The following is a 23059-nucleotide window of genomic DNA, read 5'->3' as shown; positions in this document are numbered from 1 at the left end:
TCACGCGTCTTTCCCACCCGCCTCCGCCCGTGCGAGGCGGATCAGATGACGGAGCGGGTCAGGCGTGCGCCCATCTCCCGTACGCACTCCGCCAGCTCCCGCGGGCCCCGCACCCTGAAGTCGCAGTCCATGACCGCCAGGCGGACCGCCAGCCACTCGACGGAGTCCGAGGCCTCGCAGCGCAGACGGCAGTTGTGCTCGTCCACGGGCTGCACGGGACCGAGCGCCGAGGGCAGCCGCGCGGTGACGAACTCCGCGGGCGCCGCGAAGGTGACGTCCAGTGCGTACGAGCGCTGACGCCCGCGCCACACCGACTCGCGGATGAACGTCGCCGCGTCCCCCCGCGGCAGCTCCCGCGGCACGAACCGCGCCCCTGTCGCGAACGGCTCGGAGACCCGGTCGACCCGGAAGGTCCGCCAGTCCTCGCGGTCGATGTCGTACGCCACGAGGTACCAGCGGCGCCCCGTCGACACCAGCCGGTACGGCTCCGTGAGCCGCCGGGACTCCGTACCGTCCCCCGCGCGGTAGGCGAACCGCAGCCGCTCGTGCCCCGCCGCGGCCGACGCCATCACCGTCAGCGTCTCCGGCGCGATGCTCGCCCCGTCCCCGCTGGTCAGCGGCGTCGTCGCGATCTGCAGCGCGGAGACCCGGTGCCGCAGCCGCCCCGGAAGCACCTGCTCCAGCTTGGCGAGCGCACGCACCGACGCCTCCTCCACGCCCTCCACCGCGTGCCCCGCCCCGGCCCGCAGCCCGACCGCGATGGCCACCGCCTCCTCGTCGTCCAGGACCAGCGGCGGCATCGCCTTGCCCGCGACCAGGCGGTAGCCGCCGGCCGCGCCCTGGCTGGCCCGCACCGGATAGCCGAGGTCCCGCAGCCGGTCGATGTCCCGCCGCACCGTTCGCCTGCTGACCCCGAGCCGCTCCGACAGCTCGGCGCCCGGCCACTCGCGGGGCGTCTGAAGGAGGGAGAGGAGCTGGAAGAGCCGGGCCGGAGTGTCGGTGCCCGCCGCCGTCGTACCGTCCGCGTCCGTCGTCATGCCGACCAGGATGCCGGAGAACTAGGACACAGACTGACCTATATGGTCTCTAGCCTTGCGGCATGACTTCACCCAGCACCAGTTCCGCTCCCGGGACGCAGGCGGCCGCCGGTGACCGGCGGCGTTGGTTCGCCCTGGCCATCGTGATGACCGCCGCCTTCATGGACCTCGTCGACGTCACGATCGTCAACATCGCCATCCCGTCCATCCAGCGCGACGCGGGCGCCTCGTTCAGCCAGATCCAGTGGATCACCGCGGGCTACTCGCTCGCGTTCGCAGCGGGCCTCGTCACCGGCGGGCGGCTCGGCGACATCCACGGCCGCAAGCGGATCTTCCTCATAGGCATCACCGGGTTCACCGTCGCCTCCGCGCTCTGCGGTTTCGCGGCGAACCCGGAGATGCTGGTCGCGTCGCGCATCCTCCAGGGCGGCATGGCCGCGCTGATGGTGCCGCAGGTGCTGTCCATCGTGCACGCGACCTTCCCGGCCCACGAGCGCGGCAAGGTCTTCGGCCTCTTCGGCATGATCGTCGGGCTCGGCGCGGTCTCCGGGCCGCTGCTCGGCGCGCTGCTCACCGAGTGGAACATCTTCGGCCTCGAGTGGCGGCCGATCTTCCTCATCAACCTGCCGGTCGGCATCGCGGGCATCATCCTCGGCCGGAAGTTCATCAGCGAGTCCAAGGCGCCGCGCGCCCTCAAGCTGGACCTCGTCGGCGTCGTCCTGGTCACCGCCGGTCTGCTGATGCTGCTCTACCCGCTCACCCGCGGGCGCGAGCTCGGCTGGCCCACCTGGGGTTACGTGATGATGGCCGGGTCCCTCGTCGTCTTCGGCGCCCTCATCGCGTACGAGAGGCGGAAGGCGGCGAAGGACGGTTCGCCGCTCGTCGAGCTGTCGCTGTTCAAGGTGAAGAGCTTCGCCGCGGGCATCGCGGTGCAGACGGTCTTCGGCGTCACGCTCGGCATCTTCTTCCTGGTCTGGACGCTCTACATGCAGGTCGGCCTCGGCTGGAGCGCGCTGCGCGCCGGTCTGACGGGCGTGCCGTTCTCGATCGCCGTCTCGGCGGCGGCCGGTATCTCCGTGCAGAAGCTCGTGCCCCGCTTCGGCCGCAAGGTGCTGCAGACCGGCGCCCTCGCGATGGCCGCGGGCGTCCTGCTCTACATCTGGGAGGCCGGGCGGTACGGCGCGGACATCGCGCCCTGGCAGATGGCGCTCCCGCTGGTCGTGATGGGCGTCGGCATGGGCCTGATCGTGGCCCCGCTCACGGACGCGGTCCTCTCGGACGTACCGCAGGAGCACGCGGGTTCGGCCTCCGGCCTGATCAACACCGTGCAGCAGATGGGCACCGCGCTCGGCCTCGGCCTCGTGTCGGTGGTGTTCTTCGGAGTCATCGACGAGCACGTCGGCCCGGCCCGGATCCCGGCGGAGTTCGTGGACGGGTTCCAGAACGCGCTGTGGTGGGTGGCGGGCGTGCTCGCCGTCATCTTCCTGGTGATGTTCGCCCTGCCGGCGAAGCCGAAGCAGCATGTCGAGGGCGGCGGCGGCGAGGGCGCGGCGGACGCGGACGCCCCGGCGAAGGAAGCCGCGCTGACGTCGTGAGGCGTGTGCTGCGGTGATGTCGTGGGGCGTGTGCTGCGGTGATGTCGTGGGGCGTGTGCTGCGGTGACGTCGTGGGGCGTGCTGCGGTGATGTCGGTGGCCCGGCGCGGAACTCTGGAGTTACCGGAGTTCCGCCTGGGCCGCCGCCGTGTCCAGGGCCTCCAGGACCGCCTTCGGGCTGCCGCCCTTGACCACCGCCTCGCCGACGCGCCGACGCACCGTGCTCCGGACCTCGGGCCACGACCCGAGGTTCGTCGGCTGGAACTGCGCCTGCGGCATCTGGTCGATGAAGTCCCACATCGGGCGCTGCTTCGGGTCCTTGCGCAGGGCGTCCGACGCGGAGCTCGTCACGGGCAGGGCGGACTGGCTCCCGCCGTACGCGAGGGCGGACTTGCGCCCGTACAGGTAGCTCAGGAACGTGCCGCACTGCTCGCGCCGCCCGTTCTGCTTGAACGCCATCAGCCAGTCGTTGAGCCCCACGGGCGGCGCGGCGCCGCCCAGCTTCTGGGGGAACGGGGCGTGCGCGTAGGGGAACTCGGCCTGATCGGCGGCGCCCATCAGGACCGGGTGTGCGATCAGCATGCCGATCTTGCCGCGCAGGAACTGGGCGTACGCGTCCGTCCTCGTCAGCGACTTGGGGTCGGCGCCCGCCAGGCCGCGCGTGACGAGGTTGTCGCGCAGCCAGGCGAGGGTGTCGATGTTGCTGGGGTTGGCGAAGTCGTAGCCGGTGAGGCCCGCGTAGCCGCCGCCGTCCGCGAGCAGCCAGGCCAGCACCTCGTCCTCGGCGGCCTCCGGGCCGAGCTGCAGGCCGTACGGGGTGGGCACGCCGATCCCCTTCAACGCCACGGCCGCGTCGCGCAGTTCGGCCCAGGAGCGGGGCGCCTTGACGCGGGCCTGCCTGAACAGTGCCTTGTTGTAGAAGAGCCGGGGGGTGCTGGCCAGGAAGGGCAGGCCGTACTGGACGCGGTCGACCATGCCCGCCTCCGCGTAGGACCGGATGAAATCGCCCTCTGTACGCACGTCGAAGAGGTCGGACGCGCCGTACAGCTTGCCGTCCTCGGCGTAGGGCGCGAAGAGGTTGGACTGGGCGATGTCGGGGGCGTCGCCGTCCTTCACGCGCCGGGCCAGGGTCTGGTCGAGCTTGGCGAAGGGGACGCGTTCGAGGTCGACGTCGATGCCCGGGTGCGCCTTCTTGAAGGCGCCGATGAGGCTGCCCCACTGGTCGCCGATGGAGGAGCCCACGCTCTTGTCGTAGCTGGCCACGAGGAGCTTCAGAGGGGTGTCGGTCTCCGCGGAACAGGCGCTGAGTCCGGCGGCGCCGAGCGCGGTGGCGCCGGTGAGACCGGCCGTGTGGAGAAGGAACTGCCGACGACGCACCGCTGATTGCCACCCTCTGTTTGTCCCCGCGAATCCGGCGACGGCGGATGCGCACTTGCCCGCACCTGCCCGCGCATCTGCCCGCACCTACCCGCGCATCTGCTGCGCATCTGACGGTGGCAGATTCTGCCATATGGGCATCGTGTGCCTATGAGGCCGTGTCAGGGGGCTGGCATAACCTGCCTGGCATGCCTGACATGCCTCCCGTTTCGCTCACGGAGCGACGCAAGAACGAGACCCGCCTGGACATCGCCCGTACCGCGGCGGCGCTCTTCGTGGCGGACGGGCTGCGGGCCACCCGCGCCGAGGACATCGCGCGGGCGGCGGGCGTCGCGCCGCGCACGTTCTACCGCTACTTCCCGACCAAGGAGGAGTCCGTCGCCCCGCTCTTCGCGGCGGGCGCGCAGCAGTGGGCCGAGGCGGTGCGCGGGGCTCCGGCGGAGCTGTCCGTTCCGGACGCGCTGCGGCACGCGGTGAGGAGCGCGCTCGGGGCGGACACCGCCGGGGCGGTCGAGTCCCTGGACTGGGTGCGGTCGTTGCTGCGCATGTCGGTGGAGAGCGCGGCGCTGCGGGCGGTGTGGGCGGACGCGTGCCATGCGTCGGAGCAGACGTTGCTGACGGTCCTGGGGGAGCGGGCGGGCGCCGCGCGCTCCCTCGACCTGCGGCTCGCGGCGGCGGTGGCGAGTGCGGCGGTGCGGGTGGGGGTGGAGACCTGGGCGGTGGAGGACGTGCCGACGGGCTCCCCGGCGGACTCCCGGGCGGGCTCCCGGGCGGACTCATGGGAGGGCGGTGGTCCGGCCGCGCTGGCGGAGCGGTGCCTCGCGGCGCTGGACGCGTTTCCCTGGCCGTAGGCCCACGGCGACACAGGCCCACGGCGTCGTAGGCCCACGGCGTCGTAGGTCCAAAGCAACATCACCGTAGGACCGAAGTCCGTTTGTGTCCGAGTTGGGCCCGAGCCTGTTTACTTTCCCGAAATCCGGCCGTACTCTCCGAGTGAAACCACAAGCTCGGGCATGCGGCGGAGGCAAACGGACATGTACGCACCGGAGCGGCAGCAGGAGATCCTGCGGCTCGCGCGCGACGGCGGCCGCGTCGACGTGCTCTCGCTGGCCGAGGAGTTCCAGGTCACCGCGGAGACCATCAGGCGCGACCTGAAGGCGCTCGACCGGGCCGGACTCGTACGCCGCGTGCACGGCGGTGCCATCCCCGCAGGACGCCTCGACTTCGAGCCGGACCTCGCCGAGCGCGAGGGCACCGCCGCCGACGAGAAGGACCGCATCGCCCGCGCCGCGCTCGCCGAACTGCCCGCCGAGGGCAGCGTCGTCCTCGACGCCGGGTCGACCGTCGCGCGGCTCGCGGCGGCGCTCCCACTGGAGTCGACGCTCACCGTCGTCACGCACGGCCTGCCCACCGCCGCCCGCCTCGCCGACCACCCCGGCATCCAGCTCCACCTCATCGGCGGCCGGGTCAGGCAGCGTACGCGCGCGGCCGTCGACGCGTGGGCCCTGCGGGCGTATGGCGAGATCCGCGCCGACGTGCTCTTCCTCGCCGCCAACGGCTTCTCCGCCGAGGCCGGGCTCACCACCCCCGACCTCGCGGAGGCGGCCGTGAAGCGGGCGGCCATCGCCGCGGCCCGCCGGGTCGTGCTGCTCGCGGACTCCGCCAAGCACGGCCAGGAGCACTTCGCGCGCTTCGGCGACCTGGCCGACGTGGACCTGCTGATCACCGACACCGGCCTCACCGACGACGACGCCGCAGCGATCGAGCGCGGCGGCACGGAAGTAGTACGCGCATGAGCAAGGAAGCAGCGGCTTCGCACACGAGCAAGGAAGCAGCGGCTCCGCGCACGAGCAAGGAAGCAGCCGGTACGAGCATGATCCTCACCGTCACCCCCAACCCCTCCCTCGACCGCACCTACGAGGTGCCGGCGCTCGACCGGGGCGAGGTCGTCCGCGCCACCGGCGAGCGCGTGGACCCGGGAGGCAAGGGCGTCAACGTCTCGCGGGCCGTCGCGGCGGCGGGCGTGCAGACCGTCGCCGTACTGCCGCTCGGCGGGGCGCCCGGCGCGCTCGTCGCCCAACTCCTCGACGAGCAGGGCATCGAAGCCGCCCCGGTACCGGTGGCCGGGCAGACGCGTTCCAACATCGCCGTCGCGGAGCCCGACGGCACGCTCACGAAGATCAACGCGCCCGGCCCCGAACTCTCCGACGCGGAGCGGGAACTGCTGCTCGCCACCGTCGGCGAACGGTCGCGGGGCGCCGACTGGATCGCCTGCTGCGGAAGCCTGCCGCGCGGCCTGAAGCCCTCCTGGTACGCGGAGCTCGTGGCCCGCGCGCACGCGGCCGGCGCACGGATCGCCCTGGACACCTCGGGGCCCGCGCTGCTCGCCGCGCTCGCCGAACGCCCCGACGTCGTCAAGCCCAACGTCGAAGAGCTCGCCGAAGCGGTGGGCCGCCCCCTCGCCACGGTCGGCGACGCGGTCGAGGCCGCCGAAGAACTGCGGAAGGCGGGCGCCCACGCGGTCCTCGCCAGCCTCGGCGCCGACGGCCAGCTCCTGGTCGACGCGTCCGGCACGTACTTCGCGAGCGCCCCCGTCGCCGCCGTGCGCAGCAACGTCGGGGCCGGCGACTCCTCCCTCGCCGGATTCCTGATCGCCGGTGGCTCGGGACCCCGCGCCCTCGCCTCCGCCGTGGCCCACGGCGCGGCCGCGGTCCAGCTCCCCGGCAGCGCGATGCCGACCCCGGCGGACCTGGCACCGGACGCGGTGACGGTGACGGCGGAGGTCCCGCTGACCCGCGCCCTGACGGAGCCGGCGCCATGACCCGCCCCGCTTCCCCCGTCCCCACCACACCTTTCGCCCCTGCCGCACCCCCTGTCCCCGCAACACCCCCCGCCCACCGGGCGATACGCGTGCAAAGGAGCCCGCGATGAGCGAGATGATCACCGCGGATCTGGTCGACCTCGAGCTCGACCTGTCCGCCGAAACCAAGGAAGCCGCGGCCCGCTCCCTCGCCGCACGCATGGTGGCCCTCGGCCGGGTGACCGACCTCGACGGGTTCCTGGCCGACGTGGCCGCCCGCGAGGCACAGATGCCGACCGGGCTGGACGGCGGCATCGGCATCCCGCACTGCCGCAGCGCCCACGTCACCGAGCCGACCCTCGCCTTCGGCCGCTCGGCACGCGGCATCGACTTCGGCGCGCCGGACGGCCCCGCCGACCTGATCTTCCTGATCGCGGCCCCGGCGGGCGCGGACGACGCCCACCTGACGATCCTGTCGTCGCTGGCCCGGAAGCTGATGGACGCGGAGTTCACGGGGGCGCTGCGCTCGGCGGACGACGGGGCCGCGGCGGCGGCGCTGATCACCGGCACGGACGCGGACGCGCAGGACATGGAGGCTCCGGGCGCCGCCAAAACCTCAGCCACCTCCGACCCCGCCGGGCCCTCCGAACCCGCCGGACCCTCTTACCCCTCCGGCACCCCAAACACCTCTGACACCCCCGGCCCCACCACCGACACCGACGACCCCACCACCGACACCCCCGGCCCCGCAGCCGAGCCCTTCCGCGTCGTAGCCGTCACCTCCTGCCCCACCGGCATCGCCCACACCTACATGGCCGCCGAGTCGCTGGAGAACGCCGCGCGCGAGGCGGGCGTGGAGATCACCGTCGAGACGCAGGGCTCGGCGGGCTTCACCCGGCTCGACCCCGCGGTGATCGCCGCCGCGGACGGCGTCGTGTTCGCCCACGACGTCCCCGTACGCGACAAGGACCGTTTCGCCGGGAAACCCACCGTCGACGTGGGAGTGAAGGCGGGCATCAACCGGCCCGCGGAGCTCCTCGCCGAGGTGCGGGAGAAGGCGGCCCGCGGCGAGACGACCGCCCCCGCGGGCCCCACCCCCGTCGACAACGCCGGTGACACCGGCGACGGCTACGGCACCAAGCTCCGCAAGTGGCTCATGTCCGGCGTCAGGCACTTGCGTCAAGACACTTGCAGAAAGTGCAGGTCAGAGCCTTATGGACGAAATCCTGGAGCGTTGGGCAGCCAAGCAGGCCGCTGCTGCTCCCTCCATCCCCGACGAAGACCTTCGGGACCTTGCCGACATGCTAGGCATCGAACTCCCCTCCTGAGTACGCAGTGTGGGCCCCAACCCGGTCAACGGTTGGGGCCCACACTGCGTACTCAGGGACAGCTCTGGATCACGTGCAGCCCCAGAGGGAGATGGCAACGCCAAGGATGGTGACGCCTACGGGGCCGGTCGCAACGGCCGCCCCCAGCCCGGTCACGCCAAGCGAGGAAGCGCACTTCCATACCTGCTGCTGTTGCTTGGAGGTCAGTGAAGGCCCGCCTATGTAGCGGTAGTTCTTTCCCTTGTAGGTGAAACACCCGACGGAGGAAGAGCAGTACTGGTTCTTAGGGACTTCCCGAAAAACCTTCTTGCCGCACTTCGATCCCGGCGGGCAGTACTTCTTCGTGGTGACACACTTCTTGGACGGCGCGCAGACGCGCTTTGACGCCGCATGGGCGGGCGCCGTTGGCCCCACGGTGAGGAACAGCACGGCGAGAGCGGTAAAGGCTGCTGCGATCAGCAACCGGGCGGGCCGTCGACTGGTGTCCAAGGTTGGTGTAGCTGTACTGCTATTCATTGCAGCCTTCCCCGGTGAAACATCTATACGTGCACGACAGGCCGCAGTTGAAGATGTGGTCGTGCGGCCTGCCCAGGAATAACTTGCCACATAGGTGCAACCGGATAAAGAGGACTTAAGTCCTTGTCGGTGTGTGAACTCGTGAATCCTGGGGTCAGTGGCCTCTTCTGTGTCGCGACTTAGCGGGTCTAGAAGATGGAAAGTGCATGCGGGTCAACCCAACTGCTGAGCCCGCTACTTGGAAACCGGGTTGCCGCTCTCAACTCATCGACCTCACTGGAGTTGCTGCCCTCACCTCCTCGGGCGTCGATCCGCAGTACAGTCATCTCTCGTCAGGTTGACGCGAACGGGTCGAGCTCACGGCTGACGCTCAGCGCGTCTGCGATCCTGGAGACTGATCGAGAGGGGCCGCAGGTATGGAGTGGAAGACCCACGGGGAGCGCCAGGTCTACACCAACAAGTGGGTGAACCTGTGTCTGGTCGACGTCCAACAGCCAGATGGGCGCAGGTGGGAGTACCACGTCGTGCGCCTCCGGCACCTGGCCGTGGCTGCCGTGGTGAACGACCGCAAAGAGGTCCTGATGATGTGGCGGCATCGCTTCATCACGAAGTCCTGGGCCTGGGAGCTACCCATGGGCCTGGTGGAAGAGGGCGAGACTCCTGAAGAGGCGGCTGGACGAGAGGTGTTGGAAGAGACGGGCTACCAGCCTGGCCCCATCAAGCCCCTCGTCTACGGCGAGCCTGCCAACGGGATCACCGACTCGCAGCACCACGTCTTCCGCATCGACGGCGGAACCTATGCGGGCCCACCGACCGAGAAGAACGAGTCGGACCGCATCGAGTGGATTCCCCTCTCAGAGGTACGCGGGATGATCGACCGCAAGGAGATCGTGAGCAGTGGATCGCTCATCGGCCTCCTGTACCTCCTCATGGACGAATCGATCCGCTGACCGGCGGGAGGAGCGCCCGTAGCCTCGCCTCGAAGGCCAGGGCTACGGGCTCGTTCCTGTGCGGGGCGAGCTGGTCGTAGAACTCCCTGAGGTGGCCCGAAACCCGCTCGGACGCCACCGTCGAGGCTGACTCCAGGGCCTGCGTGGCGGTGTGGCAAGCCTGATCCAGCTTGCCCTGATCCAACTGCGTACGCGCAAGCCAGAAGGAATGGAACGCCCGGCCGCGCTGGTTGGCGCGGTCTTCTCGACGTAATGCGTCTGCGATCAGCGGCTCCGCGATCACGGCTTCACCCAACCGTCCGTGGGCAATGCCGGTGTCCACTACGAGCTTTGCCTCGTCGAAGTAGGACACCCACGACGGGTCCGGGTCGACTGCCTGGATCTGCTCGAACTGGCGGTGTGCCTCCCCCAGTGCCCGGTGAGTGGAGTCCCGGTTCCCGAGCGTGGCGTGCGCGAAAGCCTCGCGCATGGCCAGCATCGATAGGACACGCGGGGTCGTGCCCAGAGCTGTCCGGGCTTGGTCCTGGGCGGCGTTCACGTAGGCCAACGAGTCCGCAGGCTTGTCCTCATATGTGGCTTGCAAGCTCAGGCAGCTCAGGACGTTGGTCATGGCTTGCCGGTCGTCGCTCTCCCTGGCGAGCTGCAACGCCTGCGTGAAGTAGGCCGTGGCCTGGTGGTACTGGCGGGCGTCGAAGTAGGTCCACCCCACCATGCGTGCAAGTTCGGCGGCGACGCCGTACAGGCCGTTCTGGATGGCGGCGGGCCGGTTCTCCTTGAGCCGCCCAATCACATAACGCAGCTGCCCGACGATGGCCGGCCGTAATGCCTCGCCTCCGTGCTGGTCGTCCTGGCGCCAATAACCCTCGATGGACGACTGAAAGGCCGTGAGTGTCGCCGCGTTGAGGCTCGTCCTGGTGGTCAACGCCAAGATGCTGTCTACGTCAGTGCCTGGCAGCATCGACGGTCCAAGCGTCTCCGGACTCGGCTCCCGCGACCCCTCGGGTTGGCTGACTTCAAGTGGCCGCGGGGTTTCCCAGGGCCGTCGCGCGAGCCCCAGCATGTGCCCTGGAATGCGCAAACCGTCCGCGATCCGTTCGACCACATCCATGTGCAGCAACTGGCGTCGACCCGCGATGACTTCCCCGACTCTGCTCGGAGTCAGATCACACTGCCTGGCGATCATTGAGGGGTAGACGCCTGCCCTGATCTTCACCATCCGGAAGACCCGGGCGAAGTCCCGCACACGGCACGCTTCGATCATCTCGGGGTCAGTGAGCAGCCCCGCAGGCAGCTCCTGCGGTCGGGCCTGCTCGGTCATCGGGAAGCTCCTACGGACTACCTAACGTTGCTGCACGTCACCACGTGGTGATGTTACCCAAGTTGGGTAATCAGCTGGGCCTTTCTGCACAGACCCCGAACTCGCGAAGCTACGGGCATGGCGAACGAAAAGAAGCCATCCGCTCGCCCGGCGGTACGGCCCTCCGACTCGGAGCCGATTCGTTCCCCCGGCGAAGAGGAGGCGCAAGTGATCGACGAGGCGGTTCTACCTGCTGTCGGCACCCTCATGGTGGATGCGCGCAACGGCAGGTCGGGCATAGTCATGGGACACGAGGGCCCGTGTGTGCAACTCCGGCCGCCTCGTGGGGGTACCGAGTGGGACGTCCCTCTCGACGCGCTCCGAGAACCCACCCAGTCCGAAGTGCTGAGCTCCAAAGTGTCGGTTGCCAATGGGCGGTGGGGACTGTGAGCCCCCGGGCCATCCTGAGCTACGAGGCATGGACCCTCGAACCCGACGTCGAGCCCGACTCAGAGCCGGTCACCTACGCCATGCAGTGCGCTGTGGACGAGGAGACCTCACCGGTCAGTGAGGACTGGGTGACGCCTCAGGACTGGGTCCTGGAGCACTGCGGCAAGCATCCCTCCCACCACACCTACCGCGAGATCATCACGCGCCCCTGGCGAGCTTGGAGGAGGACTTGATGCGCAGAACCGTCGCGTGGCTGGGGCAGTTCACCGGCCCACTGATGATCATCATGATCTCTGGCTCCTGCGGCCTGGTCATCGGCTTCACGCTGGCGTCCGGCCCGCTGCCCCTCTGAATCCCCACCCGACAACGAAAGACCGGACCACCCCTCAGCCTGGACAGCATTCCGGGTGGTCCGGTCGAGGAATCCCTGTTCAGGACCCCGGTGCCGATGGTACCGGGGTGAACGGCGTGCCCGAACGCGGGTTCGGCTGCAACCTCGGCTTCCTACAGTCGAGTCGGAGAGGAAGCAGCATTGCGGCGCGGCCCGTGCATCCCCAGTTCTGACCTCAGCCACCGAAAGTCAGCCACGACGGCGGGGCGGCCGAACGAGCACCCGCCACGTATGCCTCCATCAACCCCGTGCCGGTCTCAGCCACGCTGCCTCAATGCGTCACGGCCCCTGCCGCCGACTGGCCTTGGCGTTTCGGACGCGGCCTCGGTTCGGTGCTCGTCGGCCTGGTCCTGGTGGTGCTCGAAGTGGTCGGGTTGCTTCCTGGTCCCATCGACCGTCTCGGCGTTGTTGCGCGCTGAGTGGCGGGGGCCGCCGGAGCGGTGGCGGAGACAGGGAGCGGCGGCGGCCCCGGCCGCCAGCGCGCGCGGCACGCCGCAGGCGGGCCGCCTTGATGAGCCCGCCCCGACCGCCGAACCGGCCATGGACGCCACGCCTGTTGCAGCCGTCGACGCACCGGTAACAACACCCGTTCCGGTGACCTCACAACCGGCCCCGGACTCCTCCGTACTGGCTTCCCCGCCCGTGGTGCCTGCGGTAAAGGTCCCCGCACCGTTGTTGGCCGAAGCGCGGTCCATCGCCGCTTCGCACCACTCCGAGCACGGCGAAACCATCACCGCGGCTCAGCTCAAGATGCGACTTGGTATCGGCCTGCCGATGGCTACCGCCCTCCACGCCGCTCTGTAAGCCGCTTCTCCGCCGGCCCCCGGCACGCCCTCCTCTCGCCCCCTGGGCTCGCCCTGTCATGCCTGCGGGCGGCAGCACGCCCCACCGCTCGTTGCTGCCCGCAGGCTCCACCTCTCATGCCAGATGGGAGACCACGCCCCTCATGCGCCGCCCCCTCGACCTGCGCCACGTGCTCAGCCCCGGCCTGCGGGACCTGATCGACCTGGCCAACACCAGCGACTTCGGCCGCGTCACCGAGCAAGTCCGCGACCTGCGCGGCTGCACGAACCCCGTCAACCTCCACGGCTGGACAGTCACTACCGACCAGGCCACCAAGGAAGTCGTTCGCTCCTACCGCTCCGAAGACGAACCGACCGGACGCCTGCTCACCACCTGCGGCAACCGCCGTTCCTCCCGCTGCCCCGCCTGCTCACGTGTCTACGCCGCCGACACCTACCACCTGATCAAAGCCGGACTCTCCGGCGGCAAGAACGTTTCCGAGAGCGTTCGCGACCACCCCCGCGCGTTCGTCACCCTCACTGCCCCCTCCTTCGGACCCGTCCACAACCGCAAGACCGACTCGGCAGGCAATCCCCGCCCCTGCGCCTGCGGCGCCCACCACCATGAAGACGCAGACGAGTTGGGCACCCCGCTCAACCCAGCCACCTATGACTACACGGGTGCAGTGCTGTGGAACGCCCACGCCGGGCAGCTCTGGGCACGCTTCACCACCTACCTCCGCCGCGCCCTGGCTGCGCACCTCGGCATGACCCAGAAGGAGCTGAACGGCGCCGTGCGCATCTCCTTTGCCAAGGTCGCCGAATACCAGAAGCGTGGGCTCGTCCACTTCCACGCCGTGATCCGTTTCGACGGCCCCGACGGTCACACCAGTGCGCCCCCGCCCTGGGCCACCTTGGACGCCCTTAACGTCGCCGTGGGCCTGGCAGTCACACGTGCCCGGCTCACCATCGAGTCCGACGCCATCGGGGAACGCGTCATCGCATGGGGCGACCGGTTCAAGGTGGACCCCATCTCAGCCCTGGGCAACGGTGAACTGACGGACGCCAAAGTCGCCGGATACGTCGCCAAGTACGCCACCAAGAACGCTGAAGGCGCGGGCACCGTAGACCGCACCCTCATGTGCCGCCCTTGCGCCGGTCACGGCCACGTTCGCGGCCCTGACGGCTTCCGCGACCTCTGCGCCGACTGCGACGGCACCGGCCAAGCCGAACCGCTCACATGTCTGCCCCTTCAGCGGCACGTACGCCAGATGATCCGCACAGCTTGGGACCTTGGGGGGCTCCCGGAGTTCGCAGACCTCAAACTCTGGAAGTGGGCTCACATGCTCGGCTTCCGTGGCCACTTCTCCAGCAAGTCCCGCGCCTACTCAACCACCCTCGGCGCACTCCGAGACGTACGCCGGTCCTGGCGCCTCGCGCAAGCCGATGCTGCTCGCGCTCGCCTCGGTCTTCCTACTGAGGACGAGAACACCACCCTCGTCACCATTTCCTCGTGGACCTACCTCAGCAGCGGATACCGCCCTGGTGAGGAGCTGCTCGCCGCTCAGGTCCGTTACGACAGAGCCTGTGATGAACGGGCTAAGGCGGAGGGCCTGCCGTGGCTCTGACCAGCCCGGCCCTCAAGGACAACAGCACCGGCGGCAACGTAGAAGACCCGATCACGAGCCGCCTGGCGGCCTGGGCCGCACAACATGCAGAAGCTGCCCCACGCTTGGGCGAGGGGCAGCTAGAGATCCTGCGAGATCTGATTCAGTAGGGAGCCCGGAAGACCGGCTCCAACAAATCAGGGTCGAACTCGGCGCTACGTGAGCGCCCGGCGGGAATCGGGTGGACGATCACCGCCTGTAGGACGGTCGCAGCTGCCTGGCGACGCTGGCGCATATCGAAGTCCTTCCACTTCTCTCGCGTGAATCCGGCCAGGAAGTTCTTAGCCGCCTGCTCGGCATAGAAGTCGTCCCGATCCTTCTGGGACTCGCTGATCTGGCGCTCGTTCTCGTCCCGGAACTCCAGGTACTCGGCAACGCTGAGTGTGCCGTCCTTGTGAAGCCGCTTGTACTCATCGCGCTTGGCGAGTAGCGCCGTCAAGGTCTCCTCGCCATACCACGTGCACTCGTCCGGGACCAGTTCGGAGAACTGGCGCTCAAGGACCAGGATGACCAGTTCCTCTATAGCCTTGTCCACGTAGTCGGCCCGTCGACTCACCTTGTTGCAACGGGGGTCGCCGCATCGGTACCTGTCCTGCTTGTTCGTCCCACTGGGCGGGTTGCCCTTCATCTTCGCGTAGCACCTGTTGCCCTCGTCATCCACGTAGCCGCAGCGAGCCAGGTTGGTCAGGAAGAACCGTCGCGTTGCCTCGGCTAGTGCGCGGTAGTCCTTCTTGCCCTCGCGCCTGACCTTTTCCCGGTAGCGGGTGCTGGCCGTGTCGCCGTCGAGGTTGAACCACACAGGACAGCGGCTGATCATCTTCAGCCACTCCGCAGGCGTGCAGACGGTTTCCCACTCGCCCACGACCGGTTCCCCGGTTGTGGAGTCACGGACCAACTCGCCACTGATGACGCGGTATCCGCAAAGAGCCGGGTTGGTCAGCATGTACTGCACGGGCGTGGTCGACCAACGGTTCCCCCGGTTTGTGAGGAATCCACTTCCGTCCAGGAACTCGACGATGCTTGACCAGTGCTTGCCCGCGAGACCCATTTCCAGGGCCTTCCGCAAGACCGGCGACTCCTTTGGGTCCAACTTCTCGTTGACGCGGCGGCCGGACTTCTTGTCTGCCCCCAACCACCCAAACCTTCGGGGGCCCGTCGGGGCCCCTTCTACCGCCTGGTCACGAACGTTGCGCCTGACTCGACGCTTGACCTTCACGACCTCTCGTTCACCCATGGCTGAGTTGAGAAGCCCTCGGATCATCTCTCCGTCGCTGTGTACGTCGAGGACGGTCTTCGTGTCCGTCACCGCATACAAGCCGCGGTTGTCCACAGTGAGCGCGCGATGCAGCTTCAGGTAGTCCTCTGGGAGCCGCACCACCCGCTCTTCCTCCACCACGAAGAGTCCATGCACGGGGTGTCCCTCCTCGACCTTGCGGGCTCGGAGGTCGCGCACCATGCGCAGGAAGGCTGGCCGCTCAATGTCCGGGTCGGCTGCCGTGATGTGGTTGTCGGTGTAGCGGTAGACCACGGCGCATCCGTGCTGTGCGGCGAACTCGTCGCAGTTGCGATGCTGACGGCCCACGCCGACTTCGTTGCGTCGGTCCTGCGTGATGCGGGCGTACGAGCAGCATGGGCGCCGATCTCCTAGCCACTCTTCGAAGGTTCCGCCGTCGGCAAGTGCCCGTTGTAGATCCGGGTGCAACTGCCACTTGGAAGACGCTTTGGCCACTGCTAGCCTTCCCTCTCCAGGTCAAGTGTCTGAGTAAAAGTACACCGTCAGTTACATGGTCCCCTTCGTCGCCGCGGGCGGCCTCCTCATCGCCCTCGGCTTCGCCATCGGCGGCTGGAAGATCGACAAGGCGCCGTCGGTCGCCGAGCACTTCATCTGGACGGACCACACCAGCTGGGCCGCGCTGCTCTTCCAGATCGGCGGCCTCGCCTTCGCGTTCCTCGTACCGGTCCTCGCGGGCTACATCGCGTACGGCATGGCTGACCGGCCCGGCCTGGTCCCCGGCTTCGTCGGCGGTTCGGTGGCCGTCACCATCAACGCGGGCTTCCTCGGCGGTCTCGCCGCCGGCCTGCTCGCGGGCGCCGTCGTCATGGGCATCCAACGGGTCCGCATCCCCGCCGTGTTGCGCGGCATCATGCCGGTCGTGGTGATCCCGCTGATCTCATCGGCGGTGGTCGGCTTCCTGATGTTCCTCGTCGTCGGCAAGCCCATCGCCTCGCTGCAGAGCGCGTTGACCGACTGGCTGGAGGGTCTCTCCGGGGCCAACGCGATCATCCTGGGCGTCATCCTCGGCCTGATGATGTGCTTCGACCTCGGCGGCCCGCTGAACAAGGTGGCCTACGCCTTCGCGGTCGGCGGCCTCGCCCACCCGACGGACGGCAGCCTCAAGGTGATGGCCGCGGCGATGGCGGCCGGCATGGTCCCGCCGCTCGCCATGGCGCTCGCCACGACGGTCCGCGGCCGCCTCTTCACCAAGACCGAGCGCGAGAACGGCAAGGCGGCCTGGTTCCTCGGCGCCTCGTTCATCACGGAGGGCGCGATTCCGTTCGCCGCGGCCGATCCGCTGCGCGTCATCCCCGCGTCGATGGCGGGGGGTGCGGTGACCGGCGCCCTCTCGATGGCGTTCGGCTGCACGCTGCGCGCCCCGCACGGCGGTGTCTTCGTGGTCCCGCTGATCGGCCAGCCCCTGCTCTACCTGGTCGCGATCGCCGCCGGCGTCTGTGTGTCGACGGCCGTGGTGGTCCTGCTCAAGGGTGCCAGGAAGACGCCGCCTTCGAGTCCGGCCGACGAGACGGCGCCCGCGGAGGCGCGGGTGGCGGCCACGGTCTGAACGTCCTGACAGGGCAACGGGTCCCGGAGTGTGCGACTTGCGTCACTTCGGGACCTAAGTCCTATTGCCCCCTGTCGGAAGACCCCACCCCTGTTGTCTACTGGGCCGCATGCTCCAGGATGTCTCGATCGTTCAGCAGATAGGCGTGGCCGTGCTCGCCGTGGCGACCGGCGTCTGGGCCGTCGGCCTGGTGCGGATGATGCGCAAGGACCGATTCGAGGGCCCCTTGGACGCCGAGACGTGGGGGCAGGCGCCGTCACTCCGCGCGCTGCCCGCCCAGCAGGGCCCGCCGCGCACGGAGACCGTGGAGCTCACGGCGGACGAGCGCGCCGCGTTCGCCGGTCTCGTACGCCGGTTCGGCGAGGGCCGCTCCTAGGCCTGGGGTCCGACGCGGGCCCTAGCTCCGCGCCCGGCGTTCCCGGGTCCACACGCGGGCCCTGCGCTCCATCGCGGCGCGGGCCGCCTCCTCCGTCTCGTACACCTCGCACATGTGCCGCCCGTCGGGCGTGAGCGTGTGCTCGACCTCCCAGAGGCTGGTCTCGCCACCGTCGAAGAGCAGGAACGCGTGCTCGTAGAGCGAGAAGCACATGCGCACTTCACCGGCGAGCTGCGGGCGTCCGAAGGCCTGGGTGATCTGGTGCGCGAACGCGGCACGGAGCAGCCGCGCGACGCTCTTGCCGGGCCGGTCGCCGTCCGGGTTCTCCGCGCGGCGCAGGAGCCGGCGCGCGTGGTCCGCGGAGTCGTCCGGAACGTACACATGGCGGGGCTCGGAGTCGGGCGGGAGTTCGAGCAGCACGGGCCGGCCGCACGTGGGCGGGTCGGGCGGCAGCGGCAGCCGCGACGTGGCGACGCCCGCCTCCTCCTCGTCGACGTAGAGCTCGTGCGTCGGGGCGCTGCCCGGCGTGGTGTTGTGGACGAGCTCCCAGAGCGTGAGCACGGACGCGTCGGCGAGCAGCCAAGTGTGTCTGAACGTCTCGCGGTGCAGTCCTGAGCTGTGGTGCGCGGAGTGCAGCGCGCTGTCGTGGGCGAGCGCGGTGCCGAGCCGGACCAGCACCTCGTCCGGCAGGTCGAAGGAGTTCAGTGCGCGGCCGAGGAGTCGCTCGAGATGCTCCTCCGGGGAGTGTGGCTCGGGCGACTCGGGTGGCTCGTACGCAGTGTCGTACGGAACGCTCAAGGTTTCTCCCGGCGTTGCTACATGTCACCTGGTGAGTGCATACCGTAGCCCCTGGGTCCGACATCATGCCCGGGAACCGGAAAACGCGCGAGTACAAAGCCCGGGAATCGGAAAACGCGCGAGCCACGCGGGAAGTTCCCACGTGGCTCGCTCAGTTGGTGCGCGGCGCGCAGGCGGCCGGAGGGGCCGCAGGCGGTCGCAGGGGGCGCGTGCGCAGGCCCGCGCTGCCCGTGCGTCAGCTCGCGCTGCCCGCCGTCCACTCGCTCCAGGACATGTTCCAGCCGTTGAGGCCGTTGTCCGGGGCGATGGTCTTGTCGGGGGAGCCCTTGACCGTCACGATGTCGCCGACCATGGAGTTGTTGAAGAACCAGGCGCCCTGCGTGTTGGGGTCGCCCGCGCCGCGCGCGTCCTGGAGGCCGACGCAGCCGTGGCTGGTGTTGGCGCTGCCGAAGATCGAGGGCGAGCCCCAGTAGTTGCCGTGGATGAAGGTGCCCGACGTGGACAGCCGCATGGCGTGCGGCACGTCCTTGATGTCGTACTCACCGCCGAAGCCGACCGTGTCACCGTTCATCCGGGTCTGGGTGAACTTCTCCGAGATGACCATCTTGCCGTTGTACGTCGGGTTCGACGGGCTGCCCGCCGAGATCGGGACGGTCTTGATGACCTTGCCGTCCCGCTCGACCGTCATCTTCTTGGCCTGCACGTCGACCGTGGAGACCTGCGCGCGGCCGACGGTGAAGGTGACCGTCTTGTTCTGCACGCCGGTGACGCCGTCCGCGCCCTTCACGCCCTCCAGGTTGATCTTCATGGTGACCTTGGAGCCGGCCTTCCAGTAGTCCTGGGGACGGAAGTCCAGGCGCTGGTTGCCGAACCAGTGGCCGACGACCTTCTGGCCGCTGTCGGACGTCACCGTGATGTGCGACTGGACGTCCTTCTTCTCCGTGATCGCCTTGTCGAAGTTGAAGGAGACCGGCATGCCGACGCCGACCTTGGCGCCGCCGTCGGGCGCGTAGGTGCCGATGAAGCTGTTGGCGGAGGAGATCGTGGTGAACGTGGCGTTCTCGGTCGCCGCGTTGCCCTTGGGGTCCTTGGCGTTCGCGGTCACCTTGTACTTCGTGCCGCGCTCCAGCTGGCCCTTCGGCTTCCAGGAGGACCCGTCGCCGGAGATGGTGCCCTCGACCGCGGCGCCGGATGTCACCGACGTCATCTTCACGTCGGTCAGCTTGCCGTTCTTGACCTTGACGCCGGTGGCGTTGATCGAGGCGTCGGTGGCGCCGTCCTTGGACGAGATCGTGATGTCGGCGCCCTTGGCGGCCGCCGAGTTGCCGCCCTTCTTGTCGTCCTTGGCGTCGGCGTCGCCGCCGCAGGCCGTGAGGGTCAGCGCGCCCACGGCAGCGAGCGCGGTGGCGGCCATCAGGGCACGGCGCCGGGGGTTGACTATGACCGACCTTGTCACGGGCTGCTCCAAGTACGTGTTCTGACTCAGTACGAGCTAAGAGCGGCCTGTGCCCGAAGTGGTTCCGCCTGGGCGGTGTGAGTGTGAGCACACTCGGAGGCCCCAACGCGCTTGCGGCTGAGGCGATTTGGGTGGCTTGTCCCCTTCATTCTCTCGTGCCGACCGTCCTGCTGCTTGCCGTACGGGTCTACTGCTTGCCGTACGGGTCCGCTGTTTGCCGTACAGGTCTACTGCTTGCCGTACAGGCTGAGGTACGAGGGGAAGATCCCGCCCGGCGTCTCCACCGAGTCCGCCGCCAGCATGGCCCGCGTGATCGCCTCCGTCACCAGGTCCGCGCCCGCGGCGAGGATCTCGTTGAGGGCGAGCGGGTCGCCGGCGGCCAGGGCGCGGTCCCCGGTCGCGAGGGCGAACACCGTGTCGCCGTCGTTGAGGAGATGGACGGGCCGCACCGCGCGCGCCATGCCGTCGTGCGACGTGCCCGCCAGCTTCTGCGCCTGCGCCTTGGTGAGTTCGGCGTCCGTGGCGACCACGGCGAGGGTGGTGTTCAGCGGCGGCGGCCCGTTCTGGGCGGCGGTCTCGGCGAGCCGCCGGGTGGCCTCCTCGTGTACCTCGGGCGCGGGGAAACTCACCCGCTGCCCCTGGAAGTACTGCCCGTACAACACCCCCGTCCCCGGATCCACCGCCGACCCGGCGGCGTTCGCGACGGCCAGCGCGGCGACCGTGATCCCCGAGTCCAGACGCACGCTCGCGCTGCCGACGCCACCCTTGAACCTGCCGACCAGCGCACCCGTGCCGGCCCCCACGTTGCCCTCCACGACCGGCGTGAACGGCTCCGTGCGCGCGGCGTCCTCGACGGCGGCCCGGCCCGTCGCCGCGTCGGGGCGCGCCCGGAAGTCGCCGCCGCGGCCCAGGTCGAAGACGCAGGCGGCCGGGACGACCGGCACGACGTGGGTGGGGTCGGGACCCACCCGCACGCCCCGCCCCTGCTCCTCCAGCCACGCCACGACACCGGACGCGGAGTCCAGCCCGTACGCACTGCCGCCCGTGAGGACGACCGCCTCGACGCGCTGCACCAGATTGCGCGGATCGAGGGCGTCCGTCTCGCGCGTGCCGGGCCCGCCGCCGCGCACGTCCACGGCGGCGACGGCCCCGCCCTCGGGGGCGAGGACCACGGTGGTGCCGGTGAGCCGGCCGTCGCCGGTCCGCGTGGCGTGGCCGACCCGCAGGCCCGCGACATCGGTCAGGGAGTCGGACCTCGGCCGGAACGCGGCTCCTGCCGGACCGGTGGAAGCAGATGTCATGAAGCAGGCGTACCACGCTCCGTCCTCATGAGCGCCGCGCCATCCGGGTGGTGAGCGTCACCCCCGTCGCGACGGTCGCCGCGGTGACGAGTCCCGCCACCAGCACCGCCCAGCGGCCCGCGAACGTACTCGCAAGGACCGCGCAGGCGCTCACCGGCAGCACCAGCTGCTGCGCCACCCCCTCCTTGTAGTAACGGGAGTGCAGCGCCCACACCGTGATCAGGTAGAGCGCCGTCGGCACGGTCACCGCGGCGGACGCCGCCACCGTCGAGATGTGCGCCTTGCCCACGGCCTGTTCGACCGCCACCTCGATCCCGGCCCCGATCGCCGCCGCCGCGCCCAGGATCACGTAGTGGCCGTAACCCCACAGGAACGCCTGGCGGTTGCTCCGCAGGCGGCCGTGGATGGGCACGACGAAGTAGATCCACCACGCGGCGAACACGATGAGCAGGCCGCCCGCCGCGATCGGCAGCAGCTCGTCCAGCGCGTCGTTCTCCTCGATGCCCGACTTCACGGCGACGGTCGCCGCCGCGATGGTCTCGCCGAGCACGATGATGGTGAACAGGCCGTACCGCTCCGAGATGTGATGCGGGTGCCAGGCCGTCGTGTACGCGCGCTCCGCGATCACCGGCACGCTCATCTCCGCGACCGCCATCACGAGGAACAGCCAGGGCCTGCCGCCCTCCGGCAGGAACAGCAGCCCCGACCAGCCGACCTGACAGATCAGCACGCCCGCCGCGTACCGCAGGGCCGTCCCGCGTTCGGCGCCCGTCGCCGCCCGCGCGACGCGCAGCCACTGCGAGGTGAGGGCGATCCGCATGATCAGGTAGCCGAGCCAGACCAGCAGGAAGTCGTGGTCCTCGAAGGCCCGCGAGACCCCGGCGGCGAAGACGAGGACACCGGCGATCTGGATCAGCGTCACCACGCGGTACAGCGCGTCGTCGTTGTCGTACGCCGACGCGAACCACGAGAAGTTGACCCACGCCCAGAACATCGCGAAGAAGACCATCGCGTAGTTGAGGACGCCCTCGCCCGCGTGCCCCTCGGCGACGGCGTGCACCAGCTCGGCACCGGCCTGTGCGACCGCCACGACGAAGCACAGGTCGAAGAAGAGCTCCAGCGGAGTCGCCGCGCGATGCTCCTCGTCGCGCCCCCGGGCCAGCAGCGGCCGCAGCGGTTTGGTGAAGGGGGAGGCGGGTGAGGAGGGGGAAACCGGTGGACTGGATGAGTCGGATGAGCCTGTCATGCCCCCTAGGACAGCAGAGGGCGTACGCCGAGTCAGGCCGCGGCGCCGAAGCGTACGGCAGGGCCACCCGGGCGATGCAAGGCGCTCTCGTACCGGCGCAGGACCAGCCTCGCGATCTCGGGGTGATCGGCGATCGGGTCCGCCACCGCGTCGGCCCCGGCCTCGGCGAGCGCCGTCGCGAACCGCCCCGGCGCCAGCAGATGCGCGGCCACCGCCACCGTCCGGTACCCGGCGCCCCGCAGCCGCGCCACCGCTTCGGGCACGGTGGGCCCGGCCGATGAGCAGTACGCCCCGCACACCGGCGCCCCGCGCAGCAGCTGCCGCAACTGCCGGACGGCGACCCGCGCCCCGCCGTTGCCCCCGGGCCGCGACGAGCCCGCCGCCGCGAGGACCACGGCGTCGGCCCGCACGCCCGCGCGCCGCTCCGCCTCGTGCAGCCGGTCGCGCAGTGCGAGCGCCACGGCACGGTCACCGCTGAGCCCGTCGGTGAGCACGCAGCGCCCTTCGCGGCTGTGGACGACGGCGGGAAGGTCGACCGTGCGGTGGTATCCGTCGCCGAGGAGGAGGGGCACGACGACGGCGCCGTCCCGCAGCACTTCGGCCAGGGAGGGGGCCTGGTGGTCGAGGTGCCCGAGGGCGGGCCGAACCCCGCAGAGCTCCTCGACCCGGTCGCAGAGCCGCCCCAGGGTGCCCGCGGCGGCGGGCACCGGACTGCCGTGCACAGCCAGCACCAGCGGTCGTTCCGTCTCGAGCCGCTCTGTCTCAGGTCGCACGTTCCACCCCACCCGGAGCCGGAGAACTCAGGACCACGGCGAGCAGGCCCGGGGCGGGACAGAGGTGTCGCCGCATTCCC

Annotated in this window: 18 protein-coding genes and 2 pseudogenes; 10 read left to right on the top strand and 10 right to left on the bottom strand. The window is 69.8% G+C overall.

All coding sequences use genetic code 11. From position 1 onward, the window contains the following. Positions 1-41 precede the first annotated feature (41 nt). Complete coding sequence (locus AC07DO_RS19320) at positions 42-1037, bottom strand: helix-turn-helix transcriptional regulator (RefSeq protein WP_479061047.1); 996 nt, start codon at positions 1035-1037, stop codon at positions 42-44. Positions 1038-1099: 62 nt separating this feature from the next. Between AC07DO_RS19320 and AC07DO_RS19315 the strand changes: the two genes are divergently transcribed. Further along, positions 1100-2632, top strand: a complete 1533-nt coding sequence (locus AC07DO_RS19315; protein WP_479061046.1) for an MFS transporter — start codon at positions 1100-1102, stop codon at positions 2630-2632. Positions 2633-2751: 119 nt separating this feature from the next. Here the strand turns inward: AC07DO_RS19315 and AC07DO_RS19310 are convergent, their stop codons facing one another. Further along, positions 2752-4008 carry an extracellular solute-binding protein gene (locus tag AC07DO_RS19310; protein WP_479061045.1) on the bottom strand — a complete coding sequence of 419 codons (1257 nt, stop codon included), beginning with the start codon at positions 4006-4008 and terminating at the stop codon, positions 2752-2754. Between the two features lie 188 nt (positions 4009-4196). On the opposite strand from AC07DO_RS19310, the gene AC07DO_RS19305 reads away from it, so the two are divergent. From AC07DO_RS19305 to AC07DO_RS19290, 4 genes and pseudogenes are all read left to right on the top strand, one after another. Further along, the gene (locus tag AC07DO_RS19305) at positions 4197-4859 is read left to right on the top strand and encodes a TetR/AcrR family transcriptional regulator (protein WP_479061043.1); all 663 of its coding nucleotides are present in this window, start codon (positions 4197-4199) and stop codon (positions 4857-4859) included. Between the two features lie 183 nt (positions 4860-5042). Beyond that, positions 5043-5804, top strand: a complete 762-nt coding sequence (locus AC07DO_RS19300) for a DeoR/GlpR family DNA-binding transcription regulator (RefSeq protein WP_409236662.1) — start codon at positions 5043-5045, stop codon at positions 5802-5804. 77 nt (positions 5805-5881) lie between these two features. Beyond that, entirely contained in the window at positions 5882-6829 is a 948-nt protein-coding gene (pfkB, locus tag AC07DO_RS19295) for a 1-phosphofructokinase (protein ID WP_479061606.1), read from the top strand. A gap of 106 nt (positions 6830-6935) precedes the next feature. Then, positions 6936-7985 (top strand): annotated as a pseudogene (locus tag AC07DO_RS19290) (fructose PTS transporter subunit IIB); the annotation flags it as partial. Between the two features lie 220 nt (positions 7986-8205). Here AC07DO_RS19290 and AC07DO_RS19285 read toward each other — a convergent pair. Further along, positions 8206-8565 (bottom strand): hypothetical protein, encoded by a 360-nt coding sequence (locus AC07DO_RS19285; protein WP_479061041.1) that lies wholly within the window; start codon positions 8563-8565, stop codon positions 8206-8208. A gap of 503 nt (positions 8566-9068) precedes the next feature. On the opposite strand from AC07DO_RS19285, the gene AC07DO_RS19280 reads away from it, so the two are divergent. Continuing rightward, positions 9069-9602 (top strand): NUDIX hydrolase, encoded by a 534-nt coding sequence (locus AC07DO_RS19280; protein WP_479061040.1) that lies wholly within the window; start codon positions 9069-9071, stop codon positions 9600-9602. Here the strand turns inward: AC07DO_RS19280 and AC07DO_RS19275 are convergent. Beyond that, entirely contained in the window at positions 9580-10920 is a 1341-nt protein-coding gene (locus tag AC07DO_RS19275) for a helix-turn-helix domain-containing protein (protein ID WP_479061038.1), read from the bottom strand. The genes AC07DO_RS19280 and AC07DO_RS19275 overlap by 23 nt on opposite strands. A gap of 416 nt (positions 10921-11336) precedes the next feature. Between AC07DO_RS19275 and AC07DO_RS19270 the strand changes: the two genes are divergently transcribed. Then, positions 11337-11582, top strand: coding sequence for a DUF7848 domain-containing protein (locus AC07DO_RS19270; protein ID WP_479061036.1), 246 nt, complete (start codon positions 11337-11339; stop codon positions 11580-11582). Between the two features lie 1104 nt (positions 11583-12686). Then, entirely contained in the window at positions 12687-14150 is a 1464-nt protein-coding gene (locus AC07DO_RS19265) for a replication initiator (protein WP_479061034.1), read from the top strand. Between the two features lie 142 nt (positions 14151-14292). On the opposite strand, the gene AC07DO_RS19260 is transcribed toward AC07DO_RS19265, so the two are convergent. Then, complete coding sequence (locus tag AC07DO_RS19260) at positions 14293-15918, bottom strand: recombinase family protein (protein ID WP_479061033.1); 1626 nt, start codon at positions 15916-15918, stop codon at positions 14293-14295. A gap of 46 nt (positions 15919-15964) precedes the next feature. Between AC07DO_RS19260 and AC07DO_RS19255 the strand changes: the two are divergent. Beyond that, positions 15965-17029, top strand: a pseudogene (locus AC07DO_RS19255) (PTS fructose transporter subunit IIC); the annotation flags it as partial. 109 nt (positions 17030-17138) lie between these two features. Beyond that, positions 17139-17405 carry a hypothetical protein gene (locus AC07DO_RS19250; RefSeq protein ID WP_479061032.1) on the top strand — a complete coding sequence of 89 codons (267 nt, stop codon included), beginning with the start codon at positions 17139-17141 and terminating at the stop codon, positions 17403-17405. Positions 17406-17426: 21 nt separating this feature from the next. Here AC07DO_RS19250 and AC07DO_RS19245 read toward each other — a convergent pair whose 3' ends face one another. The 5 genes from AC07DO_RS19245 to AC07DO_RS19225 all read right to left on the bottom strand — a co-directional run bounded on the left by AC07DO_RS19245 (position 17427) and on the right by AC07DO_RS19225 (position 22979). Further along, entirely contained in the window at positions 17427-18203 is a 777-nt protein-coding gene (locus AC07DO_RS19245) for a DUF6227 family protein (protein ID WP_479061031.1), read from the bottom strand. Between the two features lie 235 nt (positions 18204-18438). Further along, a complete protein-coding gene (locus AC07DO_RS19240; protein ID WP_479061604.1) occupies positions 18439-19617 on the bottom strand; it encodes a L,D-transpeptidase in 1179 nt (392 codons plus the stop codon). A gap of 269 nt (positions 19618-19886) precedes the next feature. After that, entirely contained in the window at positions 19887-20960 is a 1074-nt protein-coding gene (locus AC07DO_RS19235) for a P1 family peptidase (protein WP_479061030.1), read from the bottom strand. Positions 20961-20985: 25 nt separating this feature from the next. Next, a complete protein-coding gene (locus AC07DO_RS19230; RefSeq protein ID WP_479061029.1) occupies positions 20986-22206 on the bottom strand; it encodes a low temperature requirement protein A in 1221 nt (406 codons plus the stop codon). 32 nt (positions 22207-22238) lie between these two features. After that, positions 22239-22979, bottom strand: coding sequence for a sirohydrochlorin chelatase (locus tag AC07DO_RS19225; RefSeq protein ID WP_479061028.1), 741 nt, complete (start codon positions 22977-22979; stop codon positions 22239-22241). Between the last annotated feature and the right edge of the window lie 80 nt (positions 22980-23059).

Source organism: Streptomyces sp. NPDC045678 (assembly GCF_056432085.1).
Note: the sequence above shows the minus strand (reverse complement) of the source record. Positions and strands in the feature narration are given on the sequence as shown.